The sequence below is a fragment of the Streptomyces sp. NPDC089919 genome (assembly GCF_040684615.1).
Classification (GTDB): domain Bacteria; phylum Actinomycetota; class Actinomycetes; order Streptomycetales; family Streptomycetaceae; genus Streptomyces.
Window position 1 is genome coordinate 1 of record NZ_JBFBGK010000035.1, and the last position, 22603, is coordinate 22603.

A 22603-nucleotide genomic window follows, 5' to 3' on the forward strand; every position below is an offset into this window, starting at 1 on the left:
CGACCGCCACGGCCGCGCCTCCCCACCCCGCCCCTTCCCGAAACCGGTGGGCGGCCGCCCCCGGAGCCCCCGCACCGCCGCTGCCGCGACGGTCGCCTCAAGCGCCGGCGGGGCTGGAAGCGCGGGGTCGCGCCCAAGCCGCACCGCCGCTGCGCGACGGTCGCCTCAAACGACGGCGGGGCTGTCCGGTCAAGGCGTCAGCCACGGCCCCAACTCCGCCGGGTTGCGGATGACCCAGATGTCGGTGATGCGGGTGTCGGTCACGGCGAAGGCGGCCACCGTCGCGGATGCGCACACCTGCGCCGGTACCGGCGCCTGAGAGGCGCCGGCACCGGCAGTTCAGCGGGCGCCCCAGACGAGCGGGGTGGTGACCGTCCAGGCGCCGAGGAGGGCCCAGACACCGGGGGAGACGCGCCGGCCACGGATCCGCGCCCACAGAAGGGCCGTGGCGACCGGAACGACAGCGGCGAACTGCGCCGCCGTCCCCGCCGCCACGAGCCCCGCGGCTCCCTGCCGTTCACCGACCTTGCGCAGCACGAAGCCGACCAGCAGGACGGGGACGGCCAGGTGGGCGACGAGGTCTTGCGCGGAGGACTTCCCGCGGGCGGTCACGACGTCAGGCCGAAACGCTGCCCCGCCCTGACGGGTTGCGGTCCGGTGTGCGCGGCGTCTGTAGCCGTGGGGGGAACGGGGGTGGTCACGCCTGTGGGCGGATGTAGACATGTCGACATGGTTGTGCCAAGGGGGCCCTCGGTAACACCCGCTGAACGGCGGGGTCCGCCCCGCCCTTTGGGCTCGCGCCCCGCCGGAACCTCCCACCCTGGCCGGTGGTCCGGCGTTCCAGCCCCGCTGGGAGGTGCCCCCAGCGGGGCTGGGTATGCGCGGCGGGCCCCGGGCGCGGTCAGGGCGTCAGCCACGGCCCCAGCTTCGCCGGGTTGCGGATGACCCAGATGTCGGTGATGTGGGTGTCGGTCACGGCGAAGGCGGCTACCGTCGCGGTCATGCCGCCGTGTTGGGCCACCAGGCCCGGCCGGCCGTTCACCTGCCGCTCCAGCAGCACCAGCCCGGGTGCCTTGTCGGCGATCGCCCGGACGTACTGCGCGATCGGGCCGCTGCCCGCCACCGGGCGGAGGACCGTACCGACCAGCCCGCCGCCGTCCGCCGTCATCACGGCGTCCGGGTCCAGCAGGGCGACCAGCGCCGAGACGTCCGCCGCCTCCCAGGCCACCTTGAACTCGCGTACCAGCCGGGCCTGCTCGGCCACCGCGCCGCCCGCCCCGCGGGGCCCCGTCCGCCCGGCCGGGTCGCCCGGGGTCCCCGGGGCCGAGCCCGCCGCGGACGCCCCCCGGACCCGCCGGCGTCCCGAGGCCGCCAGCTGGCGGCAGGCGGCCGGGGTGCGGCCGACGACGGCGGCGATCTCGGCGAAGGGGTAGCGGAAGACGTCGTGCAGGACGAAGGCGACGCGTTCCGCCGGGGTCATCGTCTCGAGGACGACGAGGAAGGCCATGTTCACGGAGTCGTCCAGGACCACCCGGTCCGCCGGGTCGTCCGGGCCGCCCGACCCGCCGCCCCGGCCCCACTCCGTCCGGTCCGGCAGCGGCTCCGGCAGCCAGGCGCCGACGTACTTCTCCCGGCGGGCCCGGGCCGAGCCCAGTACGTCCAGGCAGATCCGGCCGGCCACCGTCGTCAGCCAGGCGCCCGGCGAGCCGATCGCCGCCCGCCGCGCCGCCGGCATGGCGTACCAGCGGGCGTACGCCTCCTGGACCGCGTCCTCCGCCTCGGTCAGCGAACCGAGCAGCCGGTACGCCACGTTCGTCAACTGCCGCCGCTCGGCGACGAGTACCGCGCCGCCCGGGTCCCACACGTCCATCCAAGCCCCCCGTTCAAGGACGCCGCCTCACATTCCGCGGGGCTGCGTCGTCGGACCAGCGAGACAGTACCGATCACCGCAGCCGAGGAGCCCCCGATGGCCACCACCGCCGCCCCCAGCACCCCGACCACCCCCCGCTCGGCCACCTTCCTCCGGGTCGCCATAGCCCTCCAGACCCTGACGATCCTCTGCCAGGCGAGCACCGCCGGGCTGCTGCTCACCTCCGCCACCGGCGAGACGCTGCACAGCGTCGGCGCGCGCGTGATGTACGCGGCGTCGATGCTCTACCTGCTGGCCGCCGTGCTCGCCTGGCGGCCGGGCGGCGGCTCCGCCCGGCGGATCGGGCACGCGGGCGGGTTCCTCGTCCTCGCGTCCGCGCAGGTGGTGCTCGGGGTCACGCACCACCCCGCGCTCCACGTCCCGCTCGGGGTGCTGATGTTCGGGCTCAGCATCCTCGACCTGGCACACCTCGCGCTGCGCCGCCCGTGAACCCTCAGACGGACAACGCCACCCCGAGCCGCTCCAGCCCCTCCGTGATCTCCGCCGGGGTGTGGGTGGTGAAGGAGAGCCGCAGGGTGCGGGGGTCCGGGGCGGTGGCGTAGAAGGGGGCACCCGGGACGTACGCCACGTCGTGGGCCACCGCCGACTTGAGGAGGGCGGCCGCGTCGTGGCCCTCCGGGAGGCGGGCCCAGACGAACATGCCGCCCGCCGGCCGGTTCCAGACCGAGCCGGCCGGCAGCGCGCCGCCCAGCCCGGCCAGCAGCGCGTCCCGCCGCTCGCGGTAGGCCCCGCGGACCTTGTCCAGGTGGTCGTTCAGGTCCACCGCCGCCAGGTAACGCGCCGCCGCTATCTGGTCGATGGTCGAGGTGTGCAGGTCCGCGGCCTGCTTGGCGCGGGCCGCGGCCCGGCGCAGCTCGCCGGGGGCCCGCAGCCAGCCCAGCCGCAGCCCCGGCGCCATGATCTTGGAGAAGCTGCCGAGCAGGGCGGTACGGTCCTCCGCCCCCGGGTGCGCCGCCAGCCACGGCACCTCCGCGCCCTCGTACCGCAGGTCCCCGTACGGGTCGTCCTCGACCAGCCACAGGCCCAGCCGGGCGGCCACCGCGGCCACCTCCCGGCGCCGCTCCCCGGGCAGCGTCCGGCCGGTCGGGTTCTGGAAGGTGGGGACGGAGTAGAGCAGCTTGGGCCGCTCCCGCCGCACCAGCTCCTCCAGGGCCGCCGGATCGAGTCCGTCCTCGTCGCACGGGACCGGGACCACCCGCGCGCCCGCCATGCCGAAGCACTGGAGCGCCGCGAGGTAGGTCGGGTTCTCCACCAGGACCGTGTCGCCCGGCTCCAGCAGGGTCGCGGCGATCAGGGTGAGCGCCTGCTGGGAGCCGGTGGTGATCAGCACGTCCTCGACGGCGGTGGGCAGCCCCCGGCCGCTCGCCCGGGCCGCCACCGCGGCCCGCAGCTCGGTGGCGCCCTCGGTGACGGAGTACTGCAGGGCCCGGCCCGCGCAGTCCGCGAAGGCCCCGTCGTAGGCGGCCCGCAGGCCCGCCGCGTCGAAGAGCTCGGGCGCGGGCAGCCCGCCCGCGAAGGAGATCACCCCGGGCCGCTCGGTGAGCGCCAGGATCTCCCGTACGGGCGAGGCGGCGACCGAGGTCGCACGAGCGGCGAACGGGGGCAACTGAGCGCGCATGGAGGCTCCTTGACGTCTTCCGGTGTGGACGTGACCCGCCCTGCTACCAGGCTGGCCGCCACCCTAGCCAAAAAACATGCATCAGCCACCTACCTGTCCGAGGGCCGGACCCGCGACCGCCCGACCCCTCCCCATCTGACGCAGCATCAGCTACACCGGTGCCATGACACCTCAGGACGCAGGAGCAGAGGACACCCGGGCCGGGGACTACGCCGAGCTGGCGGCCGTCGGGCCGTACGGGGTGCACCCGGGGCACGCGCTGATCACCATGGTCGAGCCGCACCCGGGCCACGAGTACGCCTACAACCGCTGGTACGAGGACGACCACTACTACGCCGGGGCGATGGCCATGCCCTGGATGTACGCGGGCCGGCGCTGGGTGGCCACCCGGGACCTCCAGGAGCTGCGCTACCCGGAGAAGTCGGCGGTGGCCCAGCCGGTGACCGCCGGCTGCTACATCTCGACGTACTGGGTCACCGAGGGCCGCTACGACGAGCACATGAAGTGGACCGTCGGCATCAACAAGCGCCTCAACCGCGACGGCCGGGTCTACCAGGACCGCACCCACGTCTTCACGGCCTTCCAGGACCACGAGGCCACCGTCTACCGCGACGGGGCGGCCGGCCCCCGGGACTTCCACGCCCTCGACCACCCGTACGCGGGCCTGGTCGTGACGGTGGTGGACGCCGAGGGGGCGGACCGGCGGGCGGAACTGCTGGAGCTGCTGCGCTCCCGGCTGCTGCCCAAGCGGCTGGCGGGCGGCCCGGCCGCGATGGTCACCGTCTTCCGGCCCACCCCGCTGCCGGGGGACCGGATGACGTACGTGAAGCAGGTCGAGGGGGTCGACACCCGGCTGACCCTGCTCTGGTTCCTCGAGCAGGACCCCCGGGAGGTCTGGGTGGACCGCTTCCTCGGCCTCGACGATGAGGTGGCCGCCACCGGACTGGGCCGGGTCGAGCTGGTCGCGCCCTTCATCCCCACGGTCCCGGGCACGGACCGCTACGTGGACCGGCTCCGGGCCTGACGTCCGGGCGGGAGCCCTGACACGCCGGCGCCCGGGCCGGCTGCGAGCCTGGCGGGATCGCAGCCGGTCCGGGCGGTTCGGGGTCCGCGCCGGGAGTCGTGCACGGCTCCCGGCCGGGCGTGGCCGAGCCCCCTCGGCCGGGACGGCGGGCCAGTCGAGAGGGCTCTTTCCAGTGGTGCGGTGCGACGGCGGACGCCCGGGGAGGTCTCCCCGGACGGTCAGCCGAGGTGGCCAAGCGGCCCCCGGGTGACGCCCGAGACGAAGGACGTCCAGGCGGCCGGCGCGAAGGTGAGGGCCGGGCCGGCCGTCACCTTCGAGTCCTGCACCGCGATCTCCTCGACGACGGGCGACTTGACTTCGACGCACGCGCCGTTTCCGGCGGAATAAGAAGACTTCGTCCAGACTTCCGTGGCGCCCTGAAGAATAGCCATGTTCACTCCGGTCCAGCGTGATGTGGTGATGTGGCGCCAATCTGTTCCTGATTGGCGTGATCGACGCTACTCGCCCATCCGCCCGGGTGAAGGGGCCATTCACTCGACCGGATGGCATATTCCAGTGGGGTCTTCCATTACGGACCGGTCTCGGTGTACCGTGCCGCGCCATTCGAGTCTTGCCCGGATTTCACCGGATCCCGCCGGGTCTCGGCAGGTCTCGCCGGATCTCACCGGGTCTCACCGGTTCTCGCCGGGTCACGACTCCTGACGGGCCGCGTGCTCCTGGATGCGTTCCGCGATGAACTTGCGGGTGTCGTCGGGATTCAGGGCCTGGGCCCGCAGGTGTTCGTACATGACGCTGTACTTCTGTACGTCGTTGGCCTTCTCCAGGTACAGGTCGCTGGTGACGCCCTCGATGTAGACCACGGTCGAATCCGAGGCGTCCGGGAATTCCAGAATCGCGTACTGGCCGTTCACGCCGGGATGCGCGCCCATGCTGAAGGGCATGACCTGGACGGTGACGTGCGGGAGTTCCGACTGCATTATCAGGTGCTCCAGCTGCCGCACCATGACCTGCGAGTCGCCCACCCGGCGCAGCAGGGCCGCCTCGTCGATGACCGCCCACAGCCGCAGCGGACCGCGCTCGGCCTCGGGGTCGTCGGTGGAGACACGTTCCTGCCGGCGCATCCGCACCTGCACGCGTTTCTCGATGTCCAGCTGCGGGGTCTCCGGGAGCGCCCCGCGGATGATCGCGGCGGCGTAGTCGGAGGTCTGCAACAGGCCCGGGATGATCTGCGGTTCGTACACCCGCAGGGACGCGGCGTCCGTCTCCAGGCCGATGTAGACGCTGTAGGGGATGTCGCCGAAGGCGTGCCACCAGCCCTGCTGGCGGGAGTCCTTGGCCATCTGCATGAGTGAGTCCACGAGCCTGCGGTCTTCCACCTCGTACACCTCGCAGAGGTCGCGTACGTCGCGCTGACTGATGGAACGGCGGCCGTTCTCCAGGCGGCTGATCTTCGACTGGGAGACGAGGAGGCGCTCGGCGACCTGCTCCGCCGTCATGCCCTTGTCCTCACGGAGCTTGCGCAACTCCATGCCCAGTCGGCGGCGTCGGACGGTGGGATTGACATTGGACGCCACGGGAACGGCACCTCCGGTCGGTCTGTGTGTATCTGTGTCTCTGTGTATCCACTGATGTGCAGACTGCCACCGAAGAGGGCCTGGCGCTGGGAAAGTTGCAGGAATGCAGACGCGCGGGGTGGCGGGACCGGATCTCCGGCCCCGCCACCCCGCGCGCTGGCGGCTCCCGAACCGGGTTCGGTGGGGTGATGCGGTCGAGCGGTCGTACGTGTGATCAGTGGGCGGCGGCCCGGGCCATCGCCACACCGCGGCGCGGCTGCATGGGTACGCCCGCCGCCGCGGTCGCCCGGGACGGCCCCGAAGGCTGGGGCTGCGCCTGGGCCCGGCGCGGCTGTGCGCCCGCGCCGTTCTGGACGTCCATCACGGCGTGCGCCACGAGGCCGCCCATGGGGTCGTGCCTGATCAGGTCCCGCAGCCGGGACCTGGAGGAACGCCCCTCATTGCCGGGGTAGAGGTGCTTGCCGAGACCGACTGCGTGGGCCAGTGCGGCGAGCGCCGCGGTCCGCGGGTCCGGGGGTACGCCGGTGCGGATCGCACTGTCCAGCCGGGCCCTGATCTCCCGGCTGATCGCCGTGTCCGTCGCTTGGTAGCGAGTCGTCGGCAGCACCCCGCACATCTGGCCGGCCACGGCATGCACCATGCCGCACCGCTCCAAATGCGAGAGGTACGTCTGGCGGAGCCCCAGGCGGGGTCCGCCGATCCAATGGACGGCCCTCACCGGGCTGCCGCGACGGCGCAGCAGTTCCAGTGCGGAGTCCAAGGTCGGATCTCCTGTCGGCCGTGGCATCACCACGGCGATACGATCCCCGTCTGGGGCTATTCGTCCTGCCAGAGCCAGCTCTACTAGCTGGGCCCCGGCCAGGCCGAGGTCGAGCGACTGCGGCTGCGCTGTGGTGCCCGTGGCCGGGTCCAAAGCGAGCAGCAGAAGCTCCTCCGGAATGGTTCTGCGGCTCCTGCCCATCCATGCCTCCCCGCGTGGATGAATGACAGGGTGACCCCTCTCACATTCATCTGTCGAGAGTGCCTGGCCGCTTTGTGGTGGAACCGGCAACTATGTCGTTCTCGTCCGACGCGAGAGCGATGCGCATCAGACGGGACACTGTTAGACGGTTCGGACAGCCGGACAGCGAACGAGGAGGAACTGGTGGCGGGCGAGTCCCCCGACAAGTCGGTAGAGCAAGGTTCGTCGGGCACGACGGCGCAGAATCCCCCCGAACACGACCCCCGCCTCTCCCTCTTCGGCCCCCGGTCGACCCCGGCCGCCGCTCCCGCCGAGGACGCGCCCGAGCCGGCCGGGGACGCCGAGCCGGGCGCGGCTGCGGAGGCCGCCCCGGCGGCCCCTGGGGCGCCGGCGGCCGTCGAGGAGTCCCCCGAGGCCGCCGACGCGCCCGAAGAGCCGCAGGCCGCCGTACGCGAGCCCGCTCCGGCCGAGCCCACCGGGCCCGAGGCCGCGAAGCTCGCGGCGACCGAGCCCGAGGCGGCGAAGCCCGCCGCCGCCGAGCCTGCGGCCGCCGAGCCCGAGCCCGAGACCGCCGAGCCCGAGGCCGACGAGCCCGAGCCCAAGGCCGACGAGCCCAAGGCGACCGAGCCCGAGGCCGCCGAGCCCGCCCCGGCCGCCGACGGCTTCGATGTCTTCGCGCGCCCGGCCCGGCGCACCCCGCCCGCGGGGGAGCCCGCCGCCTCCGCCAAGCCCCCCGTCGACCCCCGGGTCGTACCCGGTCAGGGTGCCGGCCGGAGCGAGGACGAGGGGCTGCGCTCCGCCGTCGCCGCCTGGGTCGCCTCCACCGACCAGGCCGATGCGAATGCGAACACCGAGGCCCCTGCGGCGGGTGGGGCGCCGACCGCCGAGCCGACCGCCGAGCCGGCCGCCCCGTCGGCCGCCAAGCCGGGCGCCCAGCCCCTGCCCGACTCCGAGCGCACCGCCGTCTTCCGCGCCCCCAGGCTCCCGGAGGCCGACCCGGCCCCGGCCCCGGCCGCGGACAAGCCGGCGACCGAGCCCGCGACCGGCGGTCCGGCCGCTCCGAAGCCGCCCGTCGACGAGTCCGAGAAGACCGCGGTCTTCCGCGTCACCAAGCCCCCGACGGCCCCCGCCGACCCGGCCGACGACGTCGAGAAGACCACCGTCTTCCGCGCCGTGAAGCCCCCGACGGCGGGCCCGGCCCCCCAGGCCCCCGCCCCGGCGCCCGGTCGTACCGCCCCCGCCTCCGACCGCGACACCGCCGTCTTCGGCACCGGCCCGGCCCGCCCCCAGGCCCCGGGCCAGGGCGGCAGCCGGAACGGCGACCAGGGCCCCGGCGGCGGCACGGCCGCCCAGCCCAAGAACAGCAGCACCTTCGTCCCGCTGCGCGGCGACGACGCCCCGCCGGTCCGGGAGACCCCCCGCACCGCACCCCCGGCCCCGGCCCCCGCCGCGCACCCCGGACTCGCCGAGAGCGAGCGCACCAAGCAGCAGCCGATGCCGCCGCGCCCGCCGCTCGACATGCTCGCCGAGCTGTCGAACAACCCGCCCCCGCCGCCGAGCGCGCTGCGCACGACGATCCGGCGGTTCAAGATCTGGACCCCGCTGGTGGTCCTGCTGGCCATCGTCTTCGTCGTCGTCCAGCTGGTGCGGCCGCTGCCGGACCCGAAGCTGGTCATGACGGCCAAGGAGAACTACTCCTTCGCAGGTGAAAAGCCCACGCTGCCCTGGCCCGAGGACGGCCAGGCGTACATGGCCGCGGCCGGCCTGGGCACGGTCGGCTCCTTCGGCGAGCAGAAGCCGGTCCCGATCGCCTCGGTCACCAAGTCGATGACGGCGTACATCATCCTGCGCGACCACCCCCTCAAGCGCGGCGAGAAGGGTCCGATGATCGACATCGACCAGGCCGCCGAGGACGAGGGCCGCAAGGACAAGTCGGACAACGAGTCGACGCTGAACACGGTGCAGAAGGGCCAGCAGATCAGCGAGTACGACGCGCTCGCGGCCCTGATGATCCCGTCCGCCAACAACATCGCCCGGCTGCTGGCCCGCTGGGACGCCGGCGACCAGGCGGCGTTCGTCAAGAAGATGAACGACACCGCCCGCGAGCTGGGCATGGCCAACACGACGTACACGGACCCCTCGGGTCTGGACGCGACGACCGTCTCCACCGCCGAGGACCAGGTCAAGCTGGGTCTGAAGCTGGTCGAGATCAAGGCGCTGATGGACATCACCAAGCTGCCCTACTGGGTCGACCCGTCCGGCAAGAAGTGGCGCAACTGGAACGACCTCGTCCCGTACAACGGCGCGCTGGGCATCAAGACCGGTTCCACCACCGCCGCGGGCGGCAACCTGCTCTTCGCCGCCCACAAGATGGTCGGCAAGACCGATCAGCTGATCGTCGGCGCGGTGCTGGCCCAGCACACCTCGCACATCCTCGACGACGCCATCGCGGCCAGCAAGCGCATCATGCTGGCCACCCAGGACATGCTGGTGAGCGCGAAGGTCGTCAAGAAGGGCGATGTGGTCGGGTACGTGGACGACGGCCTCGGCGGGCAGACCCCGCTCGTCGCCACCGCGGACGTGGACGCCATCGGCTGGCCCTCGGTCACCGTCGACATCCGGCTGACCGCCAAGGGCAAGAAGGGCGTCCCGCACACCGCCGCCGACGGCTCCCGGATCGGCACCCTGACCATCGGGTCCGGCGCCAGCCAGGTGAAGGTCCCGGTGGCGGTGCAGGGTGCGCTGGCCGAGCCCGGCATCGGCAGCAAGCTGACCCGCGTCGGCTAGCCCGGCCGGGACCCGACGAGCCGGACACACGACAGAGGTGAGACGCATACGACCGCCGCGGCGCCCCGGGCAACCCCGGGGCGCCGCGGGGCGTCTGTCCCGCCGGACGGCCCGTCCGCACGGCACGCCGTGCGGGCGGGCCGCACGGGAGAGTGGAGAGTCTGAGTGACGACCGCCGAGCAGCAGGACCCCGCGCCGCCGTACGCCGGCCCGCCCGCGGACCGCGGTCCCGGGGGCCCGGGCCGCCGGGACCGGGCGCTGGCCCTGGCGCGCCGCCGTCCGGTCCTGTTCACCACCGCGGTGGCCGCGGTGCTGCACCTGGTGTGGTTCTTCCTCTTCGCCAACAGCGGCGGGGACCTGGCCGCCCAGGACGCCTGGGCGGAGTTCGTGGGCCGGCACCCGGACTCCGCGTACAACCTCGCCTGGTACGGCGGGATGCACCCGGTCTCCTACAGCGTCGTCTCCCCGTACCTGATGTCCCTGCTGGGCGTGCGGACCACGATGATGATCGCGGGCACGCTCTCGGCGGGGCTGCTCACGCTCATCCTGTGCCGCTGCCGGGGGGCCGTGAAGGACCCGCTGCCGCCCGCCCTGGCGGGGGTGTTCGCGCTCTTCTGCAACGCCCTCTCCGGCCGGGTGACCTTCGGGCTGGGCCTGCTCTTCGCGCTGGGCGCGGTGGCCGCGGTCTTCTGCTGGCCCCGTAAGTGGGCGGAGAACCGCTGGGGCAAGGCGGCGGTGGCCGCGCCCCTGGCGGGCCTCTCCACGGCCGCCAGCCCGGTCGCCGGGCTCTTCCTGGGCGTGGTGGCCGCCGCGCTGTTCCTGAGCGGCCGACGGCCGGGCGCCTTCTCCATCGGCCTGCCGCCGGTGGTCGTGGTGGGGCTGTCCTCCTGGCTGTTCCCCTTCTCCGGGACCCAGCCGCTGTCGCTGGGCAGCGCCTCGCTGCCGTTCCTCTTCGGCGTGCTGGTGCTCGTCCTGGTCCCCAAGGGGTGGCAGACGGTCCGGGTGGCCGCCGGGGTGTACGCCCTCGGGGTGCTGCTGTGCTGGCTGGTGGACTCCCAGATCGGCTCCAACGTCACCCGCTTCGCGATGCTCTTCGCGGGCGTGGTGCTGCTGGCCGCGCTCCCCTATGCCGAGCGCCGCTCGCGCCGCTGGTACGCGCTGGTGCTGGCCTTCATAGGCCTGAACGTGTGGATCGGCGTGAACAGCGTCAGCGACATCGTCCGCACCACCCCGCAGGCCGCCTGGACCCGTGAGCTGGCGCCGCTGGTGGACCAGCTCCAGCGGGTGGAGGCGGACCGGGGGCGGGTGGAGGTCATCCCCGTCTCCAGCCACCGCGAGTCCTCCGCGCTGGCCCCGTACGTCAACCTGGCCCGCGGCTGGAACCGGCAGGCGGACCTGGAGCGCAACCCCCTCTTCTACGACGACACCCTCGACGCGGCCGGGTACCGGCAGTGGCTGGACCGCTGGGCGGTGCACTACGTCGTCCTGCCCAAGGACCCGCCGGACTCCGGGGGCAAGAGCGAGGCCGAGCTGATCCGCGGCGGCCTGCCCTACCTGAAGCGGCTGTGGGGGGACGCCAACTGGCAGCTCTTCGAGGTGGACGGGCCGACCCCGCTGGCCGACCCGCCGGCCGTGGTGCGGCGGGCCGACGCGGGCGAGCTGGTCATCGACGTGCAGCGGGCCGGCCGGGTGCTGGTGCGCATCCCGTACTCGCCGTGGCTGGGCCTGGTCGACGAGGCCGGCAAGGGCGTCGAACCGCCGCGTGAGACCCGGGAGTCCAAGGCCCGGGGTGCGGACCCCAAGGAGTTCGAGAACGTCTCGGGCTGCCTGCTGCGGGCCTCGGGCGACGAGTTCGGCGACGAGTGGACGGTGCTGCTGGCCCCGGAGCCGGGCCGCTACCGGCTGGCCGCCAAGTACAAGCTGCCGCGGGGCACGGCCTGCCCGGACGAGCTGGCGGCCCAGGCGCCCTGAGCCGCCCGTACGTACGACGGTGCCCGCCACCCCTTCGCGGGGGTGGCGGGCACCGTCGTACGTGCGCTGACCGGGTCAGAGGCGCTTGGCGCTCCGCAGGGTCGAGGCGTAGTAGCCGTTGCCGTCCAGGCGGGAGGTGCCGCCCTTGTCGCCGATGGTGGGGCCGTTGGCCTCTTCACGGCTGGAGATGAAGATCTTGTGGCCCTCGGTGTCGTTGCCGAGGTACATGCCGGTGTGGTCCAGGCGCTGCCCGGTGCGCTGGTCCAGCTTGAAGAAGAGCAGGTCGCCCGGCTGCAGCACGTCGATGTTGGAGGGCCGGTCGGCGGGGGTGATGCCCTTGAGCGGGATGATGTCCACGCCGACGTTGGAGCGGGAGATGCCGTTGGCGGTACGCGGCAGGCCGTCGCCGTGGCCGTCCAGCGGCGCGAGCGGGTAGCGGCTGCGGTAGCCGAAGACGGTCCGGATGAAGCCGGAGCAGTCGATGGCGCGGTACTTGGCGGCCTCGGGGGCCATCGTCTCGCCGTTGCGGAAGGTGTACGACTGGCCGAGGTAGTCGTAGAAGTCCGACTGCTCCTCGCGCAGGTCGTTGCCGACCGAGCCGTTCGGGTTGATCGGGCCGAAGGCCGCGTCGCCCGCGTAGGGGGTGCCGTCCGCGTCCTTCTTGACCGGGGCCTGGTCGCCGTACTGGAAGGCGATCGCGAAGATGTCGTCCTCTTCGCTGCCGTAGAACTTCTTGAACCACTCCTTGAACCACTGCTCGCGCTCGGCGCCGTTGCGCCAGGACTCCGGCATCAGCCGGACCCAGTCGCTGGTCACCACGCGGGTCTTGGTGTTGGCCGGCTCGGTGAAGGTACGGCTGGGCCCGGTCAGGGTGGCGGTACGGGCGCCGTCGGTGAAGGTCGCCAGGACGTTTCCGCTGCCGTCCCGCAGCACGGAGCGCTCGGGGTTCTTCAGGCGCTCCCACTTCTGCTGGCCGGCGTCCGCGCTCTTGCCGGCCGCGCTCACGCCGTCCGTCACGCTCGCGACCACGGGGGCCTTGGCCTGCTCGTCCTTGCGCAGCTCGACGGTGAAGTAGGCGCTGCCGGCGAGCAGCGCCACCACCGTGACGGCATGCAGGACGGGACGCTTCTTTTTGGGCTTGAGCTCGCTCATCGATTGCTCCGGGCGGGTCGGTCAGAAGGTACTGCGGGCGGATGCGGGTGCGGACTGCGCGTGCGTGTTCGGGCCAGCCTTACACGTGCGGCATGAATCCGAGCAGGATTCCGGCGGTCAGGACGACGTACGTCATGAGCGTCGCGGAACCGGTGGCGAGCAGCGTGGCGCCCTTGGGCTGGCGGACCAGCTGGTAGGCGATCAGGCCCGGGACGATGAAGCCCAGGGTCTGGTTCGCGTAGAGCAGCGGGAACTCCATCTGGAGCACGATGACCACGGTGGCCTGCAGGAGCACACCGATGAGCACGACCGCGGCGAACAGGCGCTTGCCGTAGAGGATCACGAACTTCTGCGTGAGCAGCGTCAGCAGGTAGGTGAGCACGGTGATGCCGATCACCAGGGCGGCGCGCTGCAGGTCCTCGATGAGGGTCAGGGCGAGCCAGCCCGGGGTGATCATGCCGCCCGGCGACAGGTTCGTCGTCAGGTAGCACATGAGCGAGAACAGCAGGCCCAGCGCGATGCCGATCGCGGCGATCTCGGGGGTGAGTACGGCGGGGATCAACGGGGCTCTCCTGGGCTCTGCCACTGCTGGGTCGGGTGGGGCTCTTGCTGCTGCTGCGGCCGCTGGGGCTGCTGCTGTTGGAACGGCGGCCAGGGGGCCTCGGGCCGCTGCTGCTGCCCGTACTGCTGCTGGCCTTGCTGCTGCTGCTGGTGCGGGGCCTGCTGGCCGTACTGCTGGTGCTGCTGGCCCTGCTGGGCGTACTGGTCCCCGTACGGCTGCTGCTGCGGCAGCGGCTGGACGTACTGCTGCGGCGGCACGTGCTGCATCTGCTGCGTGACCGGCCGGCCCTGCTGGTGCAACGGCTGCGGCGGGTACGGCTGCTGGGGCTGGCGCGGCCGCGGGACCGGCGGGGCCTGCATCCGGCGGGCCTCCTCGGCGGCCGGGATGTTCGCGTACGGGTCCAGGTGCTTGACGTACAGCGCCATGGTCTGGTCGTGCCGCGGGTGGTGCGCCTGCGCGCCCGGCAGGGCCGCCTCGACGTCGTCCTCGTCCTCGAAGTTGGGCAGCTCGGCCAGGTGCTCGAGCAGGATCTCGCCCTGGCCGTGGATGTTGCCGATCGAGACGAGCGAGGAGTCGGGGCCCAGGTGGCCGAGGAGTTCGTGCATGAACTCCTCGCCGTCGCGCTCGCCGCCGAGGTCGATCGCCCGGTCGCGCCACTCCGCCGGGATGGCGTCGATGGCGGACTTGGACGGGTGGCCGATGACGAAGACCTTCTCCGGCTTGATGTCCGGGACGATCTGGCCCATCTGGCCGTTGCGCTCGACGCGGTCGGGACGGCAGTTGATGACCACGTTCAGCGGGCGCTTGATCGCGCCCAGGTCGATCAGCTGCTGGATGTTCATCAGCGTCGACTCGGGGTCGTTGGCCGCGAAGATGTTGCCGAAGCGGAGCTTCTTGTCACCGGGCACGACGTACCGCTCGACGGAGAGCACGCCCGGGTCCGGCGGCGCGTCGTACATGCCCTGGAGGGCGGTCTGCCGCTCGATGCCCAGCAGGTCGGCGACGACCAGTGCGATCGCCACGTTCTCCTTGAAGGTGAACCACGAGAAGCCGCGCAGCTCCTCGTCGGTGACCATGTCCGGGTCGGCGTAGATCAGCTGGCAGTCGCGGGCGTCCGCCTCCTGCTGGAGGACGTGGAAGCGGTCCTTCTCGGCGGTGACGCAGATGCCGCCGACCGGCATCGAGCGCGACAGCGAGCGGCCGATGTCGTCGAGGGTCGGGCCCATCTCGGCGACGTGGTCCTCACGGACGTTGCAGAGCACGCCGATGGTGGACTGGATCAGCTTCTGCTGGTTGAGCTCCTGCAGCGGGGGCATGACCGCCATGCACTCCATGACCAGCGCGTCCGGCTGGTAGGCCGCCGCGCGGCGCACGATACCGATCTGCTCGACGACGTTCGCCAGGCCGAACTTCCGGTAGACCGGCTCCTCGGTGGCGTCCGGGTGGATGAAGCGGGCCGCGGTGCCGGTGGTCTTGGCGACCGTCACCAGACCGCCGCCGCGCAGCGCGCCCGCCACCAGGCGGGTGATGGAGGACTTGCCGCGGATGCCGTTGACCAGCACCCGGGTCGGTATCTCCTCGAGGTTGGCGAAGTGCCGCCGCTGCTCGATGATGCCGGCGACCAGCATGAACGCGCAGCAGACCACGAGCACGGTGTAGAGGAAGAGCACGGCGGATCAGTTCCTTCCGGCCGGGGTGGCACTACCGGCCCGCCCGGCGTTCCCACTGGCTTCCCGCTTCTTCAGCTCGACGAGCTGCTGCCTGATGACCTCCAGGCTGCGGGTGACGGCGCCGACCTCGTCGTGGTGGGTCGGGTAGAGGACGGTGCGGCGGTCGCCTTCGGCCAGCGCCTCGGCACGCTTGGCGAGCTCGCGCAGCGGGCGTACGACGATGATGTGCAGCCAGCCCAGGCAGGCGGCCGCGGCGGTCAGGCCGAGCAGGCCGGCCAGCACCGTGCGGTTCTGCAGGCTGTACTCGGGGATGTCCAGGCCCTTGGCGGGCTGCCAGCTCACCACGGCCCAGTTCATGCCCTTGGCCGCGCCGCCGCCGACGAAGGGCGCCGAGGCGGCGACCGTCTGCTGGCCGTGGTCGCGGTAGAGCACGCCGGACGGGCGCGGGGACATGCCGACCTTCAGCGCGGAGCCGGTGACCAGGGCGTCCAGGCGGGAGTTGTCGAGCTTCTCGAAGGCCCGGTAGCCGCTGTTGGAGGCGATGACCCGGTGGTCGTTGTCGAGCACCCGGATCTGGCCCAGGCCCGGCCGCTTGAGCAGCGCGTTGAGGAAGTCGATCCGGAACTCGCCGACCACGGCCTTGTCGCTGCCGGAGACCTCGGCGGTGCCGACCAGCACCGGCTCCTTGCCGGCCTTGGCCATCACCAGCGGCTTGGCGCCGGCCTTGGTGACCACCGGGGCCTTGGGGTCGCCGCCGGCCTTGGCCAGGACGTTGCCCTTGGCGTCGCGGACGTACAGGCGCTGGTAGCGGTTGTGCTCCTGGAGGGTGTGCTCGAGCACGCTGGTCATGCGCTCGGGGGTGGCCTCCTTCTCGCCCATGATCGCGGCGACCGACACGAGGTCGGCGTGGCCTTCGTTCAGGGCGCGGCGGACCCGGTCGTTGAGGGTGTCGGTGCGCTCGCGCTGGTCGTTGACGACCTGCTGCGGGACGACCACGTCGTCACCGGCGCGGTTGACCAGCAGGCCCAGCGGCAGGCACCAGGCCAGCAGCAGCGCCAGGGCGAGGCCGACCAGGGTGCGCACGCCGGCCTTGCGGATCTTGCCGCCGGTGTTGATGCCGTCCTGGCCGGGGTCGGGCTGGCCGAGCAGCTGGCAGCGCAGCCGCTCCAGCGCCAGGCCGATCCGGGCGCCCTCGCCGGTGCGCGGGATGTTCACGGGGCGGTGCAGGTCGCCGCGGGTCAGGCGGCGGCTCTCCAGGAAGAGCGCGACCAGCGGCCGCTGCACGGTGGTGACCAGCAGGAGGATCACCAGCGCGCCGATGAGCAGCAGCGCGCCGGCCGCGGCGGTGCCGATGAAGGCGTCGGAGGCGGGCCGGGTGTCCTCGGAGACCGGGACCATCGCGACGACGGTCAGGCCCAGGCTGGTGGCCATGGTGCCGACGCCGGGCTCGGGGCCGGCCAGCGAGGCGTAGCCGGCGACCGCGCGGTCACCGTCGGAGATGCCGCCCGTCAGGCTGCCGCTGACGCCGAGGAAGCCGCCGGAGCCGGGCTCCTTGGTCTTCAGCGGGTTGCCGTCGGTGCGCTTGGCCGCGGTCTTGGCGAAGGACTTCAGCTGCTTGGTGTCCCGCTTGACGTCGACCCGGTCGCCGTCGGTGAGCACCTGCTCGGGCTCGGGGATGCCGTCGCTGCTGAGGATGTTGCCGCTCGGGTCGACCACGGCGATGGAGCGGAAGCCGCCGAGGCTGATGCCGGGGACGCGCAGGCTGCTGGAGGAGACCAGGAGCTGCTGGGGCTTGCCCGGCCAGGAGAGCAGCGAGAGGGTCAGCAGCCGCACCTCGCCGTCCTTGAGCCGGACCATGCGCGGGGCCAGGCCGTTCTCGCCCGACAGCTTGCTGCGGTCGATGGCGGTCAGCGGCAGGTTCTCGCCGCGGGCGGCGAGCAGGCGGCCGGAGCTGATCTCGACGACCGCGGTGCCGCGCCACTTCTGGTAGACGCTGCCGATCTTGTCGAGGACGGCGTCGGGGGCGACCGGGTCGCCGGAGGAGAAGAGCGAGGCGGCGCGGTTGAGGTCGGTGACGCTCTCGTCCAGCGACGCGCGCAGGGCGATGGCCCCGTCCTCGGCGAAGTGCTGCTGGGAGGTGAGGACGGCCTTGGGTATCCCGTCCTTGCGGACGCTACCCAGGCTCAGGGCGGTGACGCCCGCCAGGAGGAGCAGCAGGGCGGACAGCACGGCTATCGGCGGGCGTATGCCACCGAGCAGTGACATGTCGGCCCTTCGGCGGACCTTGTGCCGCCGCTTCGTACGCGAAGCGGCCACAGGGGCGCTCCTCTCCTGGATCCGGGTGGTGCGTGTTGCTGTCGAAATGCGTGGGCGCGCGCGCCCGGGGCTGCCGGGCGTCGCGCGGTGTCGGCCGTGCCCGGTCGGGCTCAGTCCGGCAGTCCTTCGAGCGGACGGAGGCCGTCCTTGGCTGCCCCCCGGTTCTCGACGGTGCCGGAAGTCCGCTCGAACGCCAGACGGTATCGGGAACGCTGCTCCGGAAGCAGCTTCTCCGGTTCCTTGAGCGCGAGGGCCGGGACGATCAGCCGGTGGTCGCGGACGGGCTTGAACTCGCTGGAGGCGTTGCCGAGCTCGACCTCGGGGTCCGGCGGGATGTCCGTGAAGGTGGGCACGTAGCGGGCCTGGACGTCCCAGCCGCCGCGGGCCTTCTTGTTCTCGTGGAACTCGAACCAGCCGATGATGCCCTCTTCGGTCAGGCCGCTGGGCACGTCGTGGCGGGCGAGCTGGTTGCCCAGACCGTAGGCGACCCACATGCCGTCGACCTTCTCCATGGGCTGCACCACGTGCGCGTGGTGGCCGATGACCAGGTTGATCCCGGTCTTCTCGGCGATCTGGCGGGCCATCTGGAGCTGCGGCTTGGTCGGGTCCGGGTGGTGCTCACGGCCCCAGTGGATGGAGAGGATGACGACCTCGGCGCCGGCCTTGCGGGCCGCCTTCTCCGCCGCGGAGATCTTGGCCAGGGAGGTCTCGTTGACGATCCACGGCTTGTCCTTGGGGACCGGGATCCCGTTGAAGCCGAAGGCGAATGAGATCTGCGCCACCTTGACGCCCTTGACGTCCATGATGTTGGGCGTCTCGGACTCCTTCTTGTTGCGGAAGGAGCCGGTGTGCTTGAGCCCGGCCTTGTCGAGGAAGTTCAGGGTGCGGAAGACCGCCTCGGGACCGTGGTCGAGGGTGTGGTTCGAGGCCGTGGAGCAGGTGTCGTACCCGATGTGCTTGATCGTGGTCGCGATCTGCGGCGGGATCAGGAAGCGGGGGAAGGTCTCGAACGGGCCGTTGGGGTTGCCCATGACGGGCTCCATGTGGCAGATCGCCAGGTCGGCCTTGCTGATGACCGGCTTCACGCCGCCCATGATCTTGTCGAAGTCGTAGCCGGTCTTGCCCTCGGCCTTCGCGTCCCGCGCCGCCTGGTCGGTCAGCTCCGGGTGGATCAGGATGTCGCCCGCCGCGGCCACCGTGAAGCTGCGGCCACCTGCGGCCGAGCCGCCTCCGGAGTCTGATCCGCCGAGGAGTCCGCATCCGGTGAGAGCGGCGCTCAGCAGGAGTGCGAGTGCCCCGGTTCGGTAGGTGGCGGTTCGGGCGGCGTTGGTCATCACTCCGGTATTTTCATCTGACTATGAGCGCATCTCCCGCGAAACGAATAACGATTGCAATAACTTTCGGCGCTGTGGCTTCCATCCTCGCGATTGTGGCGTGTATCACGCTGTGGGATGGGCAACCCTCTGCCGGTCCGCAGGAGAAGCCGAAGCCGCGGGTGACAACGGGCGTTGACCTGGAAGAACGGATCACCCAATACACAACAGCCTTTGGTGAACGCGGTGGGTACCGCATCCCAAGCCGGGATGAACGCCTGACGCTCACTCAGGCCGTTTCGCTGCTGCTCGACGGCGACCAGGCGGCGGCCAAGGCCAAGCTCGCCGAGGTCGACTTCACTTTGCAGACCTTCACCGACCGGGTCAGTAACCGCCGGTACGCCGAGGTCGCGGACGCGGTGCAGGCCACCGGCAGCCGCAGCCGGGGCTGGGGCCGGGTCTACGTCGACCTGAGCGAGCCGGTCCGCTGGTCGGTCCAGGTCCCGCACCCCATCGCCGACGAGAACACCGAACGCCTCGGCGCGCGGGTCCTCCAGGGCGAGCCCGGCGGCATCCTCGTCCTCGCGGGCGCGCACCGCACGGCGGGCGTCGGCAACTCCGCCGACGTGGCCCACCGCACCGACTCCGTCTTCCACAGCGTGATCGACGAGCTCATGCGCCGGAAGCTGCCCGGGGTCCAGCTGCACGGCTTCGCCAACGAGTCCTTCCCCGAGTACGACGTCGTGGTCTCCACCGGCGCCGGCGACCGGGCGGTGTCCGACGCCAAGCGGCTGTCCAACGGACTCGAGGACGCCGACTTCGCCGTCTGCCAGGCCTGGGCCCGCAAGTGCAAACTCTCCGGCACCTCGAACGAGCAGGGCCAGGTCGCGGCCGAGGAGCGGCTGCGCTTCCTGCACATCGAGATGAACCGGGGCATCCGGACCAACAGCGAGAGCCTGGACAAGGTCGCCGAGGCGATCACGGTCCTGACCTCGCGCTGGTCGAAGGACTGAGCCGGGGCCACCCCCGGGGCGCGGGAGATGGTGACTCCGGGGGTGCGCAAATCGGGACATCTGCATACGATCCCAGTAGTCCGATCGGGTAAATCTGTCTCAGGGCTCTGTCGCAGGGTTCCGAAGGAGTGACGACGCCATGGCCAAGGACCAGAAGAAGGATCTCCGCGCGGCGGTACGGGCGGCCGAGCCGGCCGGACCCCCGCGCACGGCGGACCACGGCTTCGGCGGCCCGCTCCACAGCAAGGTCAAGGGCGGCGCCCACACCAAGGCGGCCCTCAAGCGCTCCGGCTCCCCCCAGGGCGACCGCATCGGCGAGCGGAGCAAGGGCCTGAGCTGACGGCCGTACGCAGGTGCCCTCCCGGTGATGTCGGCCGGGAGGGCTTTCGCGTTCCCGTGGGGGGCGTAACGCCTTCGCTGGAGTAAATCGGGGCAACCGTTACACCACGTACCCCTGCCCGGGACACGGCCCTCCTAGCGTCGAGGGGACGGCACGGACTGCGGCTCGCGGGCCCGCGGGCGAGACGGCCTGCGGCCGACGAGGGCCGCGGGCCAGGCTCGATCCGGACCGCGGCCCGCACCGGCCCCGGCCACGATCCGTTCGCCGTCGGTCACCCCACGCGACGAGGACGAATCCATGCAGACGAAGACCCGACCCCGACCCCGGCACCGGGCGCTGGCCGGCGCGCTCCTGGCGGCCACCCTCACCACCGGCGGACTCACCGCGTGCGGGGGAGGGGCCGCGGTGGACGCCGCGGACCCGGGGGTGGGCAACAAGGTGGCGGCCTCCCAGCCGGCCACCCCGGCGGCCCGGCCGCTGGCCGCGTCCAAGCCCACCGGCCTCCAGATCCCCGCGGCCGGCGTCGACGCCACGACGATGCTCGACCTCACCACCGACGCCGCCGGCGAGCTCGCCGTCCCGGACCCGGACACCGCCGCGGACGACCCGGGCTGGTGGACGGGCGGCGTCACCCCGGGGGAGAAGGGGGTCGCCGTCCTGGTCGCCCACTACGACACCAAGCACGGCCCCGCCCTGATGAAGAACGTCGCTCGGCTCGCCCCGGGGGACGAGATCCGCGTCCCCAGGGCCGACGGCGCCACCGCCACCTTCACGATCCGCGAGATCCAGGACGTGCCCAAGACCGACTTCCCCACGTCCAAGGTCTACACCCCCACCCCCACCCCCGAACTCCGCCTCCTCACCTGCGGCGGCCCCATCAAGGACGGCCACCGCGCCAACAACGTCATCCTGTACGCGAGCCTGGCGGCGTAACGGGTGCGGCGGGGGGCCGGGGGAGCCACCCCTCGAGCGCCCGCAGGTCGTCCTCCCGCAGCCCCACCCGCGGATCCACGTGGTGCAGCAACGCGGACCCGGGATGCCGCGCGGCGACCCAGGCGTGGTCCAGCTCGCCCTGCTCGTCGTCCACCCAGACGAACGCCCGCCCGCCGGCGTACTCGATCAGCGGGTCCGTCTTCCAGTGCACCCCGTCGGGCCGCTCCCGGAACAACGCCTCCCCGAAGTCCACGAACGGCAACTCGGGCAGCCCGAGGACCGGGGCGATCCACTTGTTGGCGTCCCCCATCCACGAGGTCGCCCAGACCAGCTCGTATCCGAGCCCTATCAGCGCCGCCCCGTGCCCCGGGTGCAGCCACACCCGCAACGGCCGCCGCCCGGCCGCAGGCACCCGGATCGTCGTGTACCCCACCGGCCGCCGCTCCGGCTTGGCCGCGTAGGGGTTCAGCGGCCCGTCCACATCGAGGAACAGCAGCGTCCCCGCCACGGCGCTAGGGCACGATCCGGGTGGCCCGGTAGGCGTACCCGTCCTGGAGGAAGCCCGGCTCCTCGAAGTCCAGCCGCACCCGCTGCCCGGCGCGCAGGGTCCGGAACCCCGCCATCTCGACCACGGAGAAGTGCCCGAAGCACCCCCCGGGCGTCTGCGGGCAGTCCACCACCCCCCACCCCTCCTCCTCGAACCACTCCCGCACCACACCCTCGACCACGGCAACCCCTCCCCAGATACGCCAAAGACCCCCCACCACGATCGGTGAGGGGCCTCTGCCCGTTGTGCCCCCGGCAGGATTCGAACCTGCGACACCCGCTTTAGGAGAGCGGTGCTCTATCCCCTGAGCTACGAAGGCCGACCGGCAACCCGCCCCCACCAGGGGGCAGACCGCCGCCGTCAGTGTAGCGGGTGGTGTGCCGAGCGTACGGGGCACTTTCCCCCGCGCGAGGCGCCGGCACGGACCGGGCGCCCGGCCCGATCGCCGACCCGACGCCCCGCAGTGACGCCGCTCACGCTCTGGATTCGGCCGTTCCCTGTGTGTGGCCTGTGGAGAACCTGTGGGAAACCGTGCGCTCGGCCTCGTTTCGGATGCCGGGCCCCAGTCAAGATCGTGTACATGCTCAATCGGCATATGACCGCTGGTGTTTGGTGCGCGGATCTTCTGTGAGTGATGGGTGGGCACCGCGTCCCCGCCCCCGGTGCCCGCACCGCACATCCGCACTCCTTCCGGCGTCAAACGGGCGAACGCCCCGGGTGCCCCTTTGGGCGGCACATCCCCTTTCGTGGCCTGGCTGGATGTGCCGCTTTGTTTCGCCGCGGAACCAATCACCCTTGACACCGCCGAACGACCCGAACGTATGTTGCAGCAGCTCGAGCGGCCCGGCCGGTCGAGCGGAACGGGCGGGGGGTCCGTTCCACCGGAGCGCGG

General features: G+C 72.2%; 20 protein-coding genes and 1 tRNA gene. 7 read left to right on the forward strand and 14 right to left on the reverse strand.

Going from position 1 to position 22603, the window contains the following annotated elements:
- Positions 1-339 precede the first annotated feature (339 nt).
- The gene (locus AB0O40_RS16625; RefSeq protein WP_365041261.1) at positions 340-612 is read right to left on the reverse strand and encodes a hypothetical protein; all 273 of its coding nucleotides are present in this window, start codon (positions 610-612) and stop codon (positions 340-342) included.
- A 289-nt stretch (positions 613-901) separates the two neighbouring features.
- On the reverse strand, positions 902-1870 hold the full coding sequence (locus tag AB0O40_RS16630; protein WP_365041263.1) for a sigma factor: 969 nt from the start codon (positions 1868-1870) through the stop codon (positions 902-904).
- A 96-nt stretch (positions 1871-1966) separates the two neighbouring features.
- Between AB0O40_RS16630 and AB0O40_RS16635 the strand changes: the two genes are divergently transcribed.
- Positions 1967-2359 (forward strand): hypothetical protein, encoded by a 393-nt coding sequence (locus tag AB0O40_RS16635; RefSeq protein ID WP_365041266.1) that lies wholly within the window; start codon positions 1967-1969, stop codon positions 2357-2359.
- Positions 2360-2363: 4 nt separating this feature from the next.
- Here AB0O40_RS16635 and AB0O40_RS16640 read toward each other — a convergent pair whose 3' ends face one another.
- Entirely contained in the window at positions 2364-3548 is a 1185-nt protein-coding gene (locus AB0O40_RS16640) for a PLP-dependent aminotransferase family protein (RefSeq protein ID WP_365041269.1), read from the reverse strand.
- 163 nt (positions 3549-3711) lie between these two features.
- On the opposite strand from AB0O40_RS16640, the gene AB0O40_RS16645 reads away from it, so the two are divergent.
- The gene (locus AB0O40_RS16645) at positions 3712-4572 is read left to right on the forward strand and encodes a hypothetical protein (RefSeq protein ID WP_365041272.1); all 861 of its coding nucleotides are present in this window, start codon (positions 3712-3714) and stop codon (positions 4570-4572) included.
- A 218-nt stretch (positions 4573-4790) separates the two neighbouring features.
- Here the strand turns inward: AB0O40_RS16645 and AB0O40_RS16650 are convergent, their stop codons facing one another.
- From AB0O40_RS16650 to AB0O40_RS16660, 3 genes are all read right to left on the reverse strand, one after another.
- A complete protein-coding gene (locus tag AB0O40_RS16650) occupies positions 4791-5003 on the reverse strand; it encodes a DUF397 domain-containing protein (protein WP_365041275.1) in 213 nt (70 codons plus the stop codon).
- 258 nt (positions 5004-5261) lie between these two features.
- Positions 5262-6146: a helix-turn-helix transcriptional regulator gene (locus tag AB0O40_RS16655; RefSeq protein WP_365041277.1), complete on the reverse strand. Its 885-nt coding sequence runs from the start codon at positions 6144-6146 to the stop codon at positions 5262-5264.
- Between the two features lie 214 nt (positions 6147-6360).
- Entirely contained in the window at positions 6361-7107 is a 747-nt protein-coding gene (locus AB0O40_RS16660; protein ID WP_365041280.1) for a GPP34 family phosphoprotein, read from the reverse strand.
- 183 nt (positions 7108-7290) lie between these two features.
- Between AB0O40_RS16660 and AB0O40_RS16665 the strand changes: the two genes are divergently transcribed.
- Positions 7291-9894 (forward strand): hypothetical protein, encoded by a 2604-nt coding sequence (locus AB0O40_RS16665; RefSeq protein WP_365041282.1) that lies wholly within the window; start codon positions 7291-7293, stop codon positions 9892-9894.
- 258 nt (positions 9895-10152) lie between these two features.
- Positions 10153-11865: an MFS transporter gene (locus AB0O40_RS16670; protein ID WP_365041395.1), complete on the forward strand. Its 1713-nt coding sequence runs from the start codon at positions 10153-10155 to the stop codon at positions 11863-11865.
- 75 nt (positions 11866-11940) lie between these two features.
- Here AB0O40_RS16670 and AB0O40_RS16675 read toward each other — a convergent pair whose 3' ends face one another.
- From AB0O40_RS16675 to AB0O40_RS16695, 5 genes are all read right to left on the reverse strand, one after another.
- Positions 11941-13017 carry an NlpC/P60 family protein gene (locus tag AB0O40_RS16675; RefSeq protein ID WP_365041285.1) on the reverse strand — a complete coding sequence of 359 codons (1077 nt, stop codon included), beginning with the start codon at positions 13015-13017 and terminating at the stop codon, positions 11941-11943.
- 79 nt (positions 13018-13096) lie between these two features.
- Complete coding sequence (locus tag AB0O40_RS16680) at positions 13097-13579, reverse strand: poly-gamma-glutamate biosynthesis protein PgsC/CapC (protein WP_365041288.1); 483 nt, start codon at positions 13577-13579, stop codon at positions 13097-13099.
- Positions 13576-15249, reverse strand: a complete 1674-nt coding sequence (gene pgsB, locus AB0O40_RS16685) for a poly-gamma-glutamate synthase PgsB (RefSeq protein ID WP_365041291.1) — start codon at positions 15247-15249, stop codon at positions 13576-13578. Before pgsB ends, AB0O40_RS16680 begins: the two co-directional genes overlap by 4 nt.
- Positions 15250-15255: 6 nt before the next feature.
- Complete coding sequence (locus AB0O40_RS16690; protein ID WP_365041294.1) at positions 15256-17514, reverse strand: cache and HAMP domain-containing protein; 2259 nt, start codon at positions 17512-17514, stop codon at positions 15256-15258.
- A 161-nt stretch (positions 17515-17675) separates the two neighbouring features.
- Positions 17676-18899: a CapA family protein gene (locus AB0O40_RS16695; RefSeq protein WP_365041297.1), complete on the reverse strand. Its 1224-nt coding sequence runs from the start codon at positions 18897-18899 to the stop codon at positions 17676-17678.
- A gap of 161 nt (positions 18900-19060) precedes the next feature.
- Here AB0O40_RS16695 and AB0O40_RS16700 point away from each other — a divergent pair, with 161 nt between their 5' ends.
- The 3 genes from AB0O40_RS16700 to AB0O40_RS16710 all read left to right on the forward strand — a co-directional run bounded on the left by AB0O40_RS16700 (position 19061) and on the right by AB0O40_RS16710 (position 21164).
- Complete coding sequence (locus AB0O40_RS16700; RefSeq protein WP_365041300.1) at positions 19061-19891, forward strand: hypothetical protein; 831 nt, start codon at positions 19061-19063, stop codon at positions 19889-19891.
- A gap of 139 nt (positions 19892-20030) precedes the next feature.
- Positions 20031-20231 carry a hypothetical protein gene (locus tag AB0O40_RS16705; protein ID WP_365041303.1) on the forward strand — a complete coding sequence of 67 codons (201 nt, stop codon included), beginning with the start codon at positions 20031-20033 and terminating at the stop codon, positions 20229-20231.
- A 297-nt stretch (positions 20232-20528) separates the two neighbouring features.
- A complete protein-coding gene (locus tag AB0O40_RS16710; protein ID WP_365041306.1) occupies positions 20529-21164 on the forward strand; it encodes a sortase in 636 nt (211 codons plus the stop codon).
- Here the strand turns inward: AB0O40_RS16710 and AB0O40_RS16715 are convergent.
- The 3 genes from AB0O40_RS16715 to AB0O40_RS16725 form a co-directional block, all read right to left on the reverse strand.
- Positions 21136-21672, reverse strand: a complete 537-nt coding sequence (locus AB0O40_RS16715) for a hypothetical protein (RefSeq protein ID WP_365041309.1) — start codon at positions 21670-21672, stop codon at positions 21136-21138. The genes AB0O40_RS16710 and AB0O40_RS16715 overlap by 29 nt on opposite strands.
- A 4-nt stretch (positions 21673-21676) precedes the next feature.
- The gene (locus AB0O40_RS16720) at positions 21677-21892 is read right to left on the reverse strand and encodes a cold shock domain-containing protein (RefSeq protein ID WP_365041311.1); all 216 of its coding nucleotides are present in this window, start codon (positions 21890-21892) and stop codon (positions 21677-21679) included.
- Between the two features lie 65 nt (positions 21893-21957).
- Positions 21958-22030, reverse strand: a tRNA-Arg gene (locus AB0O40_RS16725).
- Positions 22031-22603: the final 573 nt, after the last annotated feature.